10 protein-coding genes are annotated in these 15,321 nt (G+C 69.7%); 5 read left to right on the top strand and 5 right to left on the bottom strand.

Features of this window, described 5'->3' with window-relative positions; genetic code table 11:
• Positions 1 to 178 precede the first annotated feature (178 nt).
• Together ACFWFI_RS15085 and ACFWFI_RS15080 are read left to right on the top strand one after the other, a co-directional pair.
• Positions 179 to 1,090 carry an LLM class flavin-dependent oxidoreductase gene (locus ACFWFI_RS15085; RefSeq protein WP_387389539.1) on the top strand — a complete coding sequence of 304 codons (912 nt, stop codon included), beginning with the start codon at positions 179 to 181 and terminating at the stop codon, positions 1,088 to 1,090.
• Positions 1,091 to 1,273: 183 nt separating this feature from the next.
• Positions 1,274 to 2,116, top strand: coding sequence for a Cof-type HAD-IIB family hydrolase (locus ACFWFI_RS15080; RefSeq protein ID WP_387389536.1), 843 nt, complete (start codon positions 1,274 to 1,276; stop codon positions 2,114 to 2,116).
• 58 nt (positions 2,117 to 2,174) lie between these two features.
• On the opposite strand, the gene ACFWFI_RS15075 is transcribed toward ACFWFI_RS15080, so the two are convergent.
• From ACFWFI_RS15075 to hisC, 5 genes are all read right to left on the bottom strand, one after another.
• Entirely contained in the window at positions 2,175 to 3,881 is a 1,707-nt protein-coding gene (locus tag ACFWFI_RS15075) for a sensor histidine kinase (RefSeq protein ID WP_387389533.1), read from the bottom strand.
• Positions 3,882 to 3,942: 61 nt separating this feature from the next.
• Entirely contained in the window at positions 3,943 to 7,512 is a 3,570-nt protein-coding gene (gene cydD / locus ACFWFI_RS15070) for a thiol reductant ABC exporter subunit CydD (RefSeq protein ID WP_387389531.1), read from the bottom strand.
• A gap of 103 nt (positions 7,513 to 7,615) precedes the next feature.
• Positions 7,616 to 8,617 carry a cytochrome d ubiquinol oxidase subunit II gene (gene cydB / locus ACFWFI_RS15065; RefSeq protein WP_387389528.1) on the bottom strand — a complete coding sequence of 334 codons (1,002 nt, stop codon included), beginning with the start codon at positions 8,615 to 8,617 and terminating at the stop codon, positions 7,616 to 7,618.
• 19 nt (positions 8,618 to 8,636) lie between these two features.
• Positions 8,637 to 10,145 carry a cytochrome ubiquinol oxidase subunit I gene (locus tag ACFWFI_RS15060; RefSeq protein ID WP_387389525.1) on the bottom strand — a complete coding sequence of 503 codons (1,509 nt, stop codon included), beginning with the start codon at positions 10,143 to 10,145 and terminating at the stop codon, positions 8,637 to 8,639.
• 319 nt (positions 10,146 to 10,464) lie between these two features.
• The gene (gene hisC / locus ACFWFI_RS15055; RefSeq protein WP_387389523.1) at positions 10,465 to 11,544 is read right to left on the bottom strand and encodes a histidinol-phosphate transaminase; all 1,080 of its coding nucleotides are present in this window, start codon (positions 11,542 to 11,544) and stop codon (positions 10,465 to 10,467) included.
• Positions 11,545 to 11,936: 392 nt separating this feature from the next.
• Here hisC and ACFWFI_RS15050 point away from each other — a divergent pair, with 392 nt between their 5' ends.
• The 3 genes from ACFWFI_RS15050 to ACFWFI_RS15040 all read left to right on the top strand — a co-directional run bounded on the left by ACFWFI_RS15050 (position 11,937) and on the right by ACFWFI_RS15040 (position 15,288).
• Positions 11,937 to 13,049: a LacI family DNA-binding transcriptional regulator gene (locus ACFWFI_RS15050; RefSeq protein ID WP_329230827.1), complete on the top strand. Its 1,113-nt coding sequence runs from the start codon at positions 11,937 to 11,939 to the stop codon at positions 13,047 to 13,049.
• Positions 13,050 to 13,223: 174 nt separating this feature from the next.
• Positions 13,224 to 14,282, top strand: coding sequence for a metallophosphoesterase (locus ACFWFI_RS15045; RefSeq protein WP_387389520.1), 1,059 nt, complete (start codon positions 13,224 to 13,226; stop codon positions 14,280 to 14,282).
• A 181-nt stretch (positions 14,283 to 14,463) separates the two neighbouring features.
• The gene (locus ACFWFI_RS15040; protein ID WP_387389518.1) at positions 14,464 to 15,288 is read left to right on the top strand and encodes a hypothetical protein; all 825 of its coding nucleotides are present in this window, start codon (positions 14,464 to 14,466) and stop codon (positions 15,286 to 15,288) included.
• Positions 15,289 to 15,321 lie beyond the last annotated feature (33 nt).

Raw genomic sequence — 15,321 nt, 5'->3', positions numbered from 1 at the left:
GGCGAACCCCGACCGGCGCCGTGCGCACGCGCGGGCAGGACCGGCCGCGTCCCACTACAGCGTCGCCCGGGCTCCGCCCCCCGGCAACCACTGGCAACCCTCCCCGGCAGCGTTCCTCCTGTGCGCCCGTCCCCAGTGGCCGCCGATGCGCCCCAGAGAGCGCCGTAGAGTCGTGGCCATGACCTCCCCCCGTCGACTGAGCACCGTGATCCTGCCCATCCGCCGCTGGCACGACGGCGGCCGGCCGCTGTGGGTACGCGCCGAGGAGCTGGGATTCCACGCCGCGTACACCTACGACCACCTGGCCTGGCGGACGTTCCGCGACGGCCCGTGGTTCGGAGCCGTACCGACGCTGACAGCCGCGGCCGCAGCCACCGAGCGACTGCGCCTGGGCACGCTCGTCACCTCGCCCAACTTCCGGCACCCGGTGACGCTCGCCAAGGACCTCATCACCTTGGACGACGTCTCCGACGGACGGATCACGCTCGGCATCGGCGCCGGCGGCAACGGCTTCGACGCCACCACGCTGCGCGGGAGCGCCGAGGAGCCGTGGACGCCACGTGAACGCGCCGACCACTTCGACGAGTTCGTCCCGCTGCTCGACCGGCTGCTCCGGGAGCCGTCCGTAACGCAGGAGGGCCGGTTCTACGCCGCGAACGAGGCCCGGAACATCCCCGGCTGTGTACAGCGTCCCCGGCTGCCCTTCGCCGTCGCCGCGACCGGCCCGCGCGGACTGAAGCTCGCGGCACAGTACGGCCAGGCATGGGTGACGACGGGGGACCCCAAGCTGTTCGAGGCCGGTACCCCCGACCAGTCGGTGGCAGCCATCCGCGGCCAGATCACCCGGCTCGGCGCTGCCTGCGAGGAATCCGGCCGGGACGTCTCCGAGCTGGACAAGATCCTTCTCACCGGATTCACGCCTGGCCGTCCCCTGCAGTCCTTCGACGCGTTCGTGGACTTCGCGGGAACGCACTTCGACCTCGGATTCACCGAGATCGTCGTGCACTGGCCGGTGCCGGACTCCGACTTCGCCCTGGACAACGCTCTCTTCGAGCGGATCGCCACCGAGGCACTGGCGCAGTTCGACTGACTGGTCGGCTCACCCTCCGTCCGGACCGGGGACCATCCGGCCGCGGGGTACCGCCTCCCGACCGGGCGGTACCCCGCGAGCCGTCGGCATATGCCGGAGTCAGGTTCCGCAGCTCAAGGACTCGTGCTCTCAGATGTGCGCCCCTCTGCACGCCCGTGCGACTCCGTACGGGAGAATGGCCGGGTGACCTCAGCTATCGACTCGCCTCTGCCTGCCGTGACCCGGCTGATCGCCACCGATCTGGACGGCACCCTCCTACGCGACGACAAGACCTTGTCGGACCGTACGATCGCCGCCCTGTCAGCCGCCGAGGAGGCGGGAATCGAGGTCTTCTTCGTCACCGGAAGGCCCGCCCGCTGGATGGACGTCGTCAGCCCCCATGTGCAGGGCCACGGCATGGCGATCTGCGCGAACGGGGCCGCCGTCGCCGATCTCCACGACGGCCGGCTCCTCAAGGTCTATCCGCTGGACCGCGGTGTCGCACTGGGAGTGGTCGACGCCCTTCGCGAGGCCGCTCCCGGGGTGTCGTTCGCCGTCGAACTGGCCACCGGGATCCACTACGAACCGGCCTACCCCCCGTTCCACATGGACCCGGGTGCCACGGTCGCCGTCGCGGAGAAGCTGCTCCACGAGGAGGCTCCGGGCACCGGTACGCCGGTCCTGAAGGTCCTCGCCCACCACCCCGAACTGGCACCGGACGCCTTCCTCGCGCTGGCCCGCGAACTCGCGGGGGACCGTGCGTCGTTCACCCGGTCCAGCCCCACCGCGCTGCTGGAGATCAGCGGACTCGGGGTCTCCAAGGCCGGCACGCTCGCCGTTTGCTGCGCGGAGCGCGGGATCTCCCCGGACGAGGTGGTCGCGTTCGGGGACATGCCCAACGATGTGGAGATGCTGAGCTGGGCCGGTGCCTCGTTCGCCATGGGCAACGCCCATCCGGCTGCCGTGGCCGCCGCATCCGGCGTGACGCTCACGAACGACGAGGACGGTGTCGCGGTCGTCGTCGAGCGCATCCTCGCCGCCCGCTGAGGCCACACGGAGCAGCCGCTGCAACCGCCCGTGCGGCCCTTCGAGGCATCCCGCGCCGTCAGAGCGGGACCTCCCAGGTCACCGTCGTGCCGCTGCTGTCCTCTCCGGCCCCCGGCCCGAACCAGCTCGCACCGCCCAGCGACTCAGCACGCCTGGCGAGGTTGCGCAGTCCACTGCGCCGCCCGCCGTCCGGAATCCCCACCCCGTCGTCGGCGACCGTCAGCCGTACCGCGTCCCGCCCGTCCGGCAGTACCGCGGTCGCGTCCACCCTCACCTCGACGCGCGAGGCCCTCGCGTGACGGAATGTGTTGGACAGCGCCTCACGCAGCGCCGCGATGAGGTTCTTGCCCGCGAGCTCCCCCACCAGCGAGTCGACCGGTCCCAGGAATCGGTGCGTGGGCATGAAACCCAGGGGCACCGCGGCCATGTTGATCTCCCGCAGCACTCGGGTCCGCAGCCCCGACGGTGCCTCCGCCGGTTCCTGCTGCAGGGCGAAGATGGCGGTACGGATCTCCTGGATGGTCACGTCCAGTTCGTCGACGGCCCGTCCGATGCCCGCTTGCACCTCGGGGACCGGAGAGCGCCGCTGAGCGCCCTCCAGCATGATCCCGGTGGCGAACAGGCGCTGAATGACGAGGTCGTGGAGGTCGCGGGCGATCCGGTCCCGGTCCTCGTAGACGACAAGCCTCTCCCGGTCGCGCTGGGCTTCGGCCAGCTTCAGCGCCAGTGCGGCCTGCGCTGCGAAATGGGTGGCCAGCGTCCGCTCCGCCTGGGTGAACGGCCGGCCGCCGCGGGCCCGCGGGATGGAGAGCGCTCCGAGCACCCGGCCACCGCTTCTCAGAGGGAGCAGCATGTGGGGGCCGAATTGATCGGCGAGCCTGGTGAGCATGCGGGGGTCGGTCGCGGAATCGTCCAGGAACACCTCCTCGCCCCTCAGGAGCGCCGCAACCACGGGGCTCTGCGGCGGAATGATCACTCCGAGGGACGCGGACGGCTTCTCCCCGGCGACGGCGACGATCTCCAGGCCTCCGTCCGCGGCCGGAAGAAGCACGATGCCGACTGCCGCGTCCGCGAGGCGTCGCGCCTGTTCGGCGACGACGGCGAGTGCCTCGTCGGCGTCCCCGCCCGAAAGCAGGGCGGTCGTGACGGCCACCGAGCCGTCGATCCACTGCTCCCGCTGTCGGGCCGCCTCGTACGTCCGTGCGTGCCCGATGGCGATCCCGGCCTCCGTGGCCAGCACACGCAGCATGTGCAGTTCGTCGTCGCCGAACGCGTCCCCACCGTGCTTCTCCATCACGTAGAGGTTGCCGAAGATCTTGCCCTGGACCCGGATCGGAACCCCGAGGAATGTGCGCATCTTCGGGTGGGCGGCCGGGAAGCCGGCGAAACGCGGGTCGGCCGCCAGATCCTCCAGCCGAATGGGCACGCCCTCCTGGATCAGCGCGCCCAGGAGGCCGGTGTGCCCGTCGGGCGGGCGGCCGATAGCCCGGGCGACGTCCTCGGGCACCCCATGGGTGATGAAGTCGCAGAGGCTCTCACCGGGCCTTTCGACGACTCCGATGGCCGCATAGCGGGCGTGCGCGAGTTCCGCCGCGGTCTCACAGATGCGCTCGAGGGTGGAGTGGAGCTCGAGGCCCGTCCCGACGGACCTCGTTGCTTCCAGCAGTTGCGGGACGCGTGCGGTCAGTTCCGCGGAGAGCCCTCGCAGGCTCCCGGTGGTCTGCTGCGCGGCTCCGGGTGAGTCCTTCGGATCCTGCTCGGGCATGACCCGAGCCTAGTAAGCACCGAATAGTCCCGAAAGTCGGAATCCGGAGCAGCCCGCCTCCTCATGCCCGTACGGGCACCGGCCCCATCCGCTCCGGCTCGGCGCGCACCGGCTCCTGTTCACGTTCGAGCATCCGGCGCAGAGGACCGTCCTGCGCCGCCAGAGCGGCGTACGGACCCTGCTGCACCACCCGGCCCCCGTCCAGCACCAGGACCTCGTCCACCGCGTCGAGCCCGGCCAGCCGATGGGTGATCAGCACGGTCGTACGCCCCTGAGTGGCCGCAAGCAGGTCCGCGGTCAGCGCGTCCGCCGTCGCCAGGTCGAGGTGCTCCGCGGGCTCGTCGAGCACGAGTACGGGGAAGTCGGCCAGGAGCGCACGGGCCAGCGCCAGCCGCTGCCGCTGGCCGCCCGACAGCCGGGCCCCGTGTTCACCCACCATCGTGTCGAGGCCGTCGGGCAGCGACTGGGCCCAGTCCAGCAGCCGGGCCGCGGCGAGAGCGTCCCGCAGCTGCGCGTCCGTCGCCCCGGTGCGGGCCAGCCGCAGATTCTCGCGGATGGAGCTGTCGAAGACGTGAGCGTCCTGGGCACACAGCCCGACGAAGGACCGGACCGTGTCCCCGTCCAGCGCCGAGGCTTCGACACCGCCGAGACGGTACGTCCCTTCCCGGGCGTCCAGGAAGCGGAGCAGAACCTGGGCGAGTGTGGTCTTTCCCGAACCCGACGGGCCCACGACAGCGACCCGCTTGCCGCGATGCAGCGTCAGATCCAGGGAGTGCAGCGCATCGCGCTCCGAACCCTCGTACCGGGCCGACAGCCCGCGCACGTCGAGCGGGAAGGGCGAGACGGGCGCCTCGGCCGGATCGGCCGGTTCCTCGACCTGCACAGGGGCATCCAGCACCTCGAAGACCCGCTCCGCGCTCCGCTCGACCCGCTGCCGGTACTGCACCGCGAGCGGCAGTCCCGTCACGGCCTCGAACGCCGCGAGAGGCGTGAGGACGACCACGGCGAGTTCCACTCCTGCCAGCCGTCCGTCCGACACCGCCGGCAGCGCGAAGATCGCCGCCCCTACGACCGTGAGCCCGCAGATCAGGGCGGAGAGCCCGCCGCCCAATGCGGTCGCGGTCGCCGCGCGCGAAGCGATCCGCGTGAGGACGCCGTCCGCCGTGCGCACCTGCTTCTTACGGGCGGGCAGCGCACCCGCGACGGTGAGCTCGGCCGTCCCGACGAGAAGGTCGGCGACCCGCACAGCCAGTGCGGCCCGGGCAGGGGCCAGTTGGCGCTCGGCGCGCCGGGCGCAGGCGCCGCTCAGCCACGGCACGCCCAGGCCTGCGAGGAGCAGTCCGGCGGCCAGCACGGCGCCCGCCTCCGGCAGCATCCAGCCGGTGAAGGCGACCGATCCCAACCCGACCGCCAGCGCGGTTCCCGCGGGCAGCAGCCAGCGCAGCCAGTAGTCCTGCAAGGCGTCCACGTCGGAGACCAGCCGGGACAGCAGGTCGCCACGCCGCGTGGCTCGAAGACCGGCGGGCGCTACGCGTTCCAGCCCGCGGTACACAGCCACCCGGAGCTCGGCGAGCATCCTGAGCACCGCATCGTGGGACACCAGCCGCTCCGCGTAGCGGAAGACGGCCCGGCCGATACCGAAGGCCCGGGTCGCCGTAACGGCGACCATCAGATACAGCACCGGGGGCTGCTCGGAGGCGCGCGAGATCAGCCATCCGGATACGGCCATGAGTCCGACGGACGACCCCACGGCGAGGCTGCCCAGCAGCAGAGCCAGACCCAGCTTCCCGTGCTGGGAACCGGCGGCCTCCCTGACCCGGGCGAACACGCGGCCGCCGGCCCTGGGCGCCGTGTCCTTGAGCGACACGGCGGTGTTCTGGAGCGACGCGGGCTCCCCCGCGCTCAGGCGCTCGATGCCGTCCGGGACATCTGAGGCGGCGGGAACACCCGAAGCCGTCCCACTTCCCTGGCCCTTCCGCCCGGGCAGCGCCCCGCACGTTCCCGGTTCCAGCGTCACCACCCGGTCCGCGACCGAGAGGAGCGCCGGCCGGTGCACGACCAGCAGCACGGTGCGTCCCGCGGCAAGCCTCCGTACCGCGTCGACGATGCCGGCCTCCGTTTCGCCGTCCAGACTCGCCGTCGGCTCGTCGAGCAGCAGCAGGGGCCGGTCGGCGAGGAAGGCCCGCGCCAGCGCGAGCCGCTGCCGCTGTCCCGCGGAGAGTCCAGCGCCGTCCTCGCCCAGCGGTGTCTCCGCGCCGTCCGGCAGCGCCGCGACGAAGTCGTACGCCCCTGCCTCCCGCAGTGCGGCCATGACCGCTGCGTCGTCCGAGTCCGGGCGGGCCAGGCGTACGTTCTCCGCGATCGTCCCGGCGAAGAGATGGGGGCGCTGAGGCACCCAGGCGATCTGCTCACGCCAGCGTTCGGGGGAGAGGGCGGAGAGATCGGTTCCGCCGACCCGCACCCGCCCCTCGTCGGGCGCCGTGAAACCCAGCACCACGCTGAGGAGCGTGGACTTGCCTATCCCGCTGGGACCGACCAGAGCGACTGTTTCCCCGGGCTCGACCACGAGGGAGGCGGCGTCCAGCGAGGGCTCGGTCCGGCCCTGGTGCCGGACCGTCACCCTCTCCAGCTCAAGCCGCAGCGACTGCGGCACGTCCTGGGAGCCGGCGGCCGTGGGCTCGGTCTCCAGCACCGCGAAGATCTCCTCCGCGGCCGAGAGGCCCTCGGCGGCCGCGTGGTACTGAGCGCCGACCTGTCGGATCGGCAGATAGGCCTCCGGCGCCAGGATGAGAACCACCAGCCCCGTGTAGAGGTCGAGCTCTCCGTGGACGAGCCGCATCCCGATCGTTACCGCGACCAGCGCCACGGAGAGAGTCGCCAGCAGCTCCAGGGCGAAGGAGGACAGAAAGGCGATCCGGAGGGTCTTCAGCGTGGCCTGGCGGTACTGCGAGGTGATGTTGCGGATCGATTCGGCCTGCGCCTTGGCTCTGCCGAAGACCTTCAGCGTCGGCAGCCCGGCGACCACGTCGAGGAAGTGCCCGGAGAGACGTGACAGCAGCTTCCACTGGTGATCCATCCGGGACTGGGTGGCCCAGCCGATCAGAATCATGAAGAGCGGAATCAGCGGCAGCGTCACCACGATGATTGCCGCCGACACCCAGTCCTCGGTGACGATACGAGCCAGCACCGCCACCGGAACGACAACCGCGAGGCCCAGCTGCGGGAGATAGCGCGAGAAGTAGTCGTCGAGGGCGTCGACACCCCGCGTGGCCAGAGCGATCAGCGACCCGGTGCGCTGCCCGTTCAGCCAGTCCGGCCCCAGGCCGGAAGCCCGTTCCATGAGCCGGCCGCGCAGTTCGGACTTGACCGCGGCACTCGCCCTGTACGCGGCCAATTCGGTGAGCCAGGCCACGAATGCCCGCCCCAGCGCGACAGCGGCGAGCAGGAGCAGTGGTGTGCGGAGCCCGGCAACGGACAGACCGTCCTCGAACCCGCCCACCACCACTTCGGCGACGAGCATGGCCTGGGCGATGACCAGAGCGGCTCCGAGGAGGCCCAGTGCCACCACTGCCGCCAGGAAGAACCGGGTGGCCCGGGCGTACCGGAGCAGACGCGGGTCGATCGGTTTCACGTGAAACAGCTCCCCAGTGAGCTCATGTCATTCACTCAGCCAGTTCGGTGCGCAGGGCACGTTCAGTACGTCGCATCAGCACATTCACCGCGCAGCGGCATGTTCAGTGCGCATCCGCGATGTGGTGCGTGCCGATGCGCTTGCGGAATACCCAGTACGTCCAGCCCTGGTACAGGAGCACCACCGGTGTCGCGATCCCGGCGCACCAGGTCATGATCTTGAGGGTGTAGGGACTGGATGAGGCGTTGGAGACCGTCAGGTTCCAGGCGTCGTTCAGCGAGGACGGCATGACGTTCGGGAAGAGCGTCAGGAAGAGCATCGCGACCGCCGCCGCGATGGTCACGCCGGAGAACGCGAAGGACCAGCCCTCGCGTCCCGCCGCGACGGCACCGATGGCCACCACCAGCGACACCACGGCGATGATCATCGCCGCCAGGCTCCGGCCGTTGCCGTTGTCGGCCTGGGTCCAGACGAGGAAGCCCAGCGCGAGCACCGCGGTGGCCAGGCCCAGCTTGAAGGCCAGCCCGCGTGCCCGCGCCCTGATGTCCCCGACGGTCTTGAGTGCGGCGAACACCGACCCATGGAATGTGAAGAGGAACAGCGTCACCAGCCCGCCCAGGACGGCGTAAGGGTTGAGCAGGTCCCAGAGGTTGCCGACGTACTCCATGTCGGCATCGATCTTCACGCCGCGGACGATGTTCCCGAAGGCCACACCCCAGAGAACGGCCGGAACCAGCGAGGTCCAGAAGATCGCGTGTTCCCAGTTGGCCTGCCAGCGCTCCTCGGGCCGCTTCGCCCGGTACTCGAACGCCACTCCGCGCACGATCAGGCAGAGCAGGATGACCAGCAGGGGCAGATAGAAGCCTGAGAACAGGGTGGCGTACCACTCCGGGAAGGCGGCGAAGGTCGCGCCGCCCGCGCTGAGCAGCCATACCTCGTTCCCGTCCCAGACCGGCCCGATCGTGTTGATCAGAACCCGGCGTTCCTTACGGTCACGGGCCAGCAGCTTGGTGAGGACCCCGATACCGAAATCGAATCCCTCCAGGAAGAAGTAGCCGGTCCACAGGACGGCGATGAGCACGAACCAGACGTCGTGGAGTTCCATCTCTCAGCTCCGCTTGATCTCAGTAGGAGAAGGCCATCGGCCGGTCGGCGTCCTGGTCATGGCCGCCGATCCGGGTGGGCGGGTTGAGGTCGGCCTCGGTGAGTTCGGGCGGTCCGGCCTTTACGTACTTCAGGAGGAGCTTGACCTCGATGACGGCGAGCACCGCGTAGAGCGCCGTGAAGCCGATCATGGAGGTGAGGATCTCCCCCTGCGAGACCCCCGGAGAGACCGCGTCGCGGGTCTGGAACACCCCGTACACCACCCAGGGCTGGCGCCCCATCTCGGTGAAGATCCAGCCCCAGGAATTGGCGATCAGGGGGAAGAGCATGGTCCAGAGGGCTGTGATCCAGTAGAGCTTGGCGAGCTTCGGGCTCAGCGCCTTGTTCCTGAACAGGACCAGATTCGGCACCTCGTCCTCGCCGGTGCGCAGCGCCGGCGGCAGCAGGAACTTCCGCCGCGTCAGCCACAGCCCGAGCAGACCGAGGCCGAAGGACGCCATGCCGAAGCCGATCATCCAGCGGAAGCTCCAGAAGGCGACCGGGATGTTGGGGCGGTAGTCACCGGGCCCGTAGGTCTCCTGCAACTGCTTGTTGATGTCGTTGATGCCCGGCACGTACGAGGTGAAGGTGTTGTCCGCGAGGAAGGAGAGCACTCCGGGTACGGAGACCTCGACGTCGTTGTGTCCTTCGGCGACGTCGCCGACCGCGAAGAGCGAGAAGGGGGCGCCGTCCTCGCCCTCCCACAGGGCCTCGGCCGCGGCCATCTTCATCGGCTGCTGCTTGAACATCACCTTGCCGAGCGTGTCTCCACTGACCGCGGTGAGCATGCCTGCTGCCACCACCGTGACCAGCCCGACCCGCAGCGAGGTGCGCATCACCCGGATGTGCTTCTTGCGGGCGAGGTGGAAGGCGGAGATGCCGACCATGAAGGCGCCACCGACGAGGAAGGCCGCCGTGATGGTGTGGAAGAACTGGGTGAGCGCGGTGTCCTGGGTGAGCACCTTCCAGAAGTCGGTGAGCTCGGCACGGCCGCGTTCCTCGTTGATCCGGTAGCCGACCGGGTGCTGCATCCAGGAGTTGGCGGCCAGGATGAAGAACGTCGAGAGGACCGTGCCGATGGACACCATCCATATACAGGCGAGATGGATCTTCTTCGGCAGCTTGTCCCAGCCGAAGATCCACAGGCCGATGAAGGTGGACTCGAAGAAGAACGCGATCAGCGCCTCGAAGGCGAGCGGGGCGCCGAAGACGTCACCGACGAACCGCGAGTAGTCGGACCAGTTCATCCCGAACTGGAACTCCTGGACGATGCCCGTGACCACGCCCATGGCGATGTTGATCAGGAAGAGCTTGCCCCAGAACTTGGTGGCCTTGAGGTACTTCTCGTTTTCCGTGCGCACCCAGGCGGTCTGCAGGCCGGCGGTGAGCGCGGCGAGAGAGATCGTCAGAGGGACGAACAGGAAGTGGTAGACGGTGGTGATGCCGAACTGCCATCGCGCCAGAGTCTCTGGTGCCAGAGCCAGGTCCACGACTCTTCTCCTTACGTCGCCGTGATCACAGCCGCAGGTTGCCCGGTCAATCCACCCGATCACGGGAGGAAACGGGGCGCGCTTGTGAACGCGTTCACATTCACAAGCATTATGGCGCACATGTCTTCGAAGCCATCGGGTGGGGGGTGCTTTCCGGCCGACCCGGCCGAGCCAGCCGAAACCGGACAGCCCTGAGGCACGGACGCAGCGGCTTCCAGGACACGGCCCCGGCTGCCTGACGGGCACGAAAAGAGCGGTGGCCCCTCACCTCGGCGATCGAGGCAAGGGGCCACCGGAGGCCCGTCGGGCGGACGCGCCGCTACCGCTCCTGCCGGAAGGACTCCGCGACCTTCAGGAACACGTCGTTGGCCTCGGCCTCGCCGATCGTGACCCGCACACCCTCACCCGCGAACGGCCGCACGACCACGCCCGCCCGCTCGCAGGCACCGGCGAAGTCGAGCGTGCGGTCCCCGAGCCGCAGCCAGACGAAGTTCGCCTGGGACTCCGGAACGGTCCAGCCCTGCCGCACGAGCCCGTCGTACACCCGGGAGCGCTCGCCGATCAGCGACCCGACCCGCCCCAGCAGCTCGTCCTCGGCACGGAGCGAGGCGACAGCGGCGTCCTGGGCGACCTGGCTGACGCCGAAGGGGACGGCCGTCTTGCGCAGCGCGGCGGCCACGGGCTCGTGCGCCACCGCGAAGCCGACCCGCAGACCCGCGAGGCCGTACGCCTTGGAGAAGGTCCGGAGCACCGCGACATTGGGCCGGTCCCGGTAGATCTCGATGCCGTCCGGCACATCGGCGTCCCGGATGAACTCCTTGTACGCCTCGTCGAGCACGACCAGGACGTCGTCCGGGACGCGGTCCAGGAACCGCTCCAGCTCCGCCCGGCGCACCACCGTGCCGGTCGGGTTGTTCGGATTGCAGACGAAGATCATCCGCGTCCGGTCGGTGACCGCGTCGGCCATGGCGTCGAGATCGTGCACCTCACCGCGGGTCAGCGGCACCTTGACCGACGTCGCACCGCTGACCTGCGTGATGATCGGGTACGCCTCGAACGAGCGCCAGGCATAGATGACCTCGTCCCCCGGGCCCGAGGTGGCCTGGAGCAACTGCTGAGCGACACCGACCGAGCCCGTACCGGTGGCCAGATGGGAGACCGGCACACCGAATCGGTCGGCCAGCTCGTTCATCAGACCGGTACAGGCCATGTCGGGGTACCTGTTGAAGGCGGCGGCCGCGGCGAGCACCGACTCCATGACGCCGGGCAACGGGGGATACGGGTTCTCGTTGGAGGACAGCTTGAAGGCAACCGGTCCCTCCGCGGACGCCGGCTTGCCCGGCACATACGCAGGGACGCCGTCCAGCTCGGCGCGCAGCTTGGGGCTCGTCTCGCTCACCGCAGGTCCTCCTCGACCATCCGTACACATCAATACTGCTCACCATATGAGGATTGGGCACCCGTGCGAACGGCCAGGATCCGAAATCGCTCCCTGCGGCCGGAAACGCCTGCCATGCACCGCTTCGGAAGGGGGAGCGCCGCCGATTCCGCCGCGCGCCGGTCGCTCACTCCGTGGCGCGCATCCCTCGAACAGGTGAGTTGAGACCTCTTCGAGACATGGGTCATACAGCAGGTTCACGCGCGTCGATGCATGACACATTAATCCTGAAGCCCTCAACACCCTTGATTCGCAAGGCATTTACACCTTTATGATCATGCAGAAACGTGCCTGTCAACGTGCGCATATGCGACCGGCCCAACCCGGCATCGGAGCCCTACTATCGGCTCGCCATGACAGCAGCAGGGAAGCACCAGGTGAGCCGGACAGAGACGCCCCGGCGCAGCGGCCGGCAGGGACGGGCGGGGATCCGGGACGTAGCCGCGGCGGCCGGAGTCTCCATCACGACCGTGTCCGACGCACTCAACGGCAAGGGCAGGCTCCCGGACGCCACCCGCCGCCATGTCCGCGAGGTCGCCGAACGGCTGGGCTACCGCCCGTCCGCGGCGGCCCGAACCCTCCGTACCGGCAAGTCGGGGCTCATCGGCCTGACCGTGACCACGTACGGGGATGAACCTTTCACCTTCACCGAATTCGCGTACTTCGCGGAGATGGCGAGAGCCGCCACATCGGCCGCGCTCGCCCGTGGCTACGCGCTCGTGATCCTTCCCGCCACCTCACGCCACGACGTCTGGTCGAACGTCGCACTCGACGGGACGGTCGTCATCGACCCCTCCGACCAGGACCCGGTCGTCACCGAACTCGTACGCCAAGGGCTGCCCGTCGTCTCCGACGGACGCCCGGCAGGCACGCTTCCGGTCACCGCCTGGGTCGACAACGATCACCGGGCGGCCGTACTCGACCTCCTGGATCACCTCGCGGCCGCGGGAGCCCGCCGTATCGGGCTGCTGACCGGCACCACCACCGACACGTACACCCGCCTCTCCACCACCGCCTACCTCCACTGGTGCGAGCGGGTCGGCCAGGACCCGGTCTACGAGTCCTATCCGGCCCACGACCCCTGCGCCGGCGCCGTGGCCGCAGACCGCCTCCTCGCCCGTCCTGACCGCCCTGACGCCGTCTACGGGCTCTTCGACCCCAACGGCACCGATCTGCTGGCCGCGGCACGCCGCTACGGCCTGCGGGTCCCTGAGGACCTCCTGCTGGTCTGCTGCAGCGAATCCACCGTGTACGCGTCGACCGAACCCCCCATCACCACGCTCTCACTGAAGCCCCGCAGAATCGGCACGGCGGTCGTCCAGCTCCTCATCGACGCGATCGAAGGGGTCGAACACGACGGTCCGGTGGAGCAGGTGATACCGACGGAGCTCATCGTCCGGACGTCCTCTCAGCGGCGTCCGCCGCGCACCACGGTCAGCCCTCCGCGGTCACCTGCCGGGGACTGATCGGATTAATCCGGACCAAACGGCCGATGAACCGGGTGTGCGCACGGATTCACCACCCCTGGTGCGTCACACAGCACGATCCGCATTCCTATGATGGGCGCACGACACCGCGGACCACCTCTACCAGGCAGGGCCCGTCAGGTGTACGGAGGCGCGACGGTGGTGGAGGGGTCGATGACTCAGGGGGCCGGTCAGGAACCCGTAGTGCGGACAGCGACGTTGCGCGACTTCCGCGTACCGCCGTATGCGCAGGTGCCGATGCCCCCGCCCTTGCCGCACCCCGGCAACGCCGCGGTGGGCGACGAGCCGCCGGAGGGGTACACCCCCACCGAGCGCGATCTGCCCGTGATCAACCGCGGCGACACCGTCCAGGTGCAGGCCGTGCCGGAGGCCCGGTCCGCCGGTGAATCCGGCCGCGGTCCGCTGTACGTCGTCGGCGACGTCCACGGCTATCTGGAGGAGCTCCTGGCCGCCTTGGGCGAGCAGGGCCTCGTCGACGCCGATGGCCGGTGGGCGGCCGGCAACGCCAGGCTCTGGTTCCTCGGCGACTTCACCGACCGCGGACCGGACGGCATCGGCGTCATCGATCTCGTCATGCGCCTCTCCGCGGAGGCGGCGGCGGCCGGCGGGTACTGCAAGGCACTCATGGGCAACCACGAACTGCTTCTGCTCGGCGCGAAGAGGTTCGGCGGCACCCCGGTGAACTCCGGCGCCGGAACCGCGACCTTCCAGGCCGCCTGGCTGCTCAACGGCGGCCAGAAGACGGACATGGAGCGGCTCCAGGACGTCCACCTCCAGTGGATGGCCCGGCTCGACGCGGTCGTCGAGGAGGACGGACATCTGCTCATGCACTCCGACACGACGGCCTACCTCGACTACGGATCCACCATCGAGGACGTCAACGACACGGTGCACGCCATTCTCACGCGGAACGACGCCGATGAGTGCTGGGATCTCTTCCGCAAGCTCACCAAGCGGTTCGCCTTCCGCGACGAGGGCGGCGCACAGGCCGTTCGCGAACTGATGGCGACATATGGCGGGCAGCGCGTCGTCCATGGCCACAGCCCCATTCCGTATCTGCTCGGCGAGGTCGGATCGGAGGAGGGCGAGGACGTGCCACGGCCCGTGGTGGATGGCCCCCACGTCTACGCGGAAGGGCTCGCCATCGCCATGGACGGCGGAGTGACCATGGCCGGAAAGCTACTGGTCGTCCAACTTCCCCTGCATGACTGACGGTCGCCGGGGAAGACGCATCACGACCTGACACCGTCGGCGGCTGGGCCTATTTCCGGAAACCCTCTGTCACCCTGTGCCGTAGGCGCTCTACCATCGGCGTATCAGTAGCAGGCTCTCCTCCGTTTCCGCCTGATCACCCGGCCCGCACGGCCGGTCAGGCCCTACGGAGCATCGGGGGATGCACATGAAAAGCGCTCCGCACCTGCTGGCCGAGGACCGACCCGAGTACGAGCGGATCCTTGCCGACGCACTGCGTCATGCTCACGAACGACCGGATCTGGACGGTGTCGGCGAGCGTCTCAACACGGAACAGCTGCGGACGATGGCGCTCGACGCCACGCCCCTGATCACCGCGGCCGCCGCCACCGAGTACGAGCACTATGTGAAGGTCCGCGGCGAGCTGCGCGGGCCGGAAGACCCTGATGCCCACGCATCCGTCCTCGGATCCGCCACCGACGAGGCCGCGCCCACGGGCGCCGGTACCCTCGCGGTGATCACCGTGCTGGCACCCGTCCTCGCGGGTACGGCCGCATTGATATTCCTGCTGGTCGGGTACCCCCTGAAGGCGCTCAGCCCTGCCCCGGCCTTCGCCGGGACCATGGTCGCCGCCGGGTGGTTCTTCGCGGCCGTCGCCGCCGCGGCCATCCTCTTCGCCGCGGTGGGACTCCTCGTCACCGCCCTGCGCAACGGCGCCACCGCGCTGCCCGCCGTGGACGAGGAGGAGGAACTGCCGGAGGACGTGGCACGCGCCCGGGAGGCCTGGCGCCACGCCCTGCTGGAACGCGGCATCCTGCCCTTCCTCCGGGACGCGCTGGCCGACCCGACCGCGGGTGCCGCCTCCCGGACACCACACCGTTCGGCCAATCGGATCCCGAAGATCGGCTACAGCAGACCGGACTTCTCCGGGCCGGAGGACGGCCCCTCGGCCGGCCCCCGCCCCACCTTCACCAGCCCCGACTTCACCAGCCCGGACTTCGGCGGCCCCGAACATCAGCCGGAGTGATCCGGCCGGGCACGGAGGCACCCGCGCCGGAAC

Source organism: Streptomyces sp. NPDC060209, from assembly GCF_042728155.1.
GTDB lineage: Bacteria > Actinomycetota > Actinomycetes > Streptomycetales > Streptomycetaceae > Streptomyces.
The sequence above is the reverse complement of the archived record's forward strand: the minus strand, read 5'-3'. Positions and strand labels throughout refer to the sequence as shown.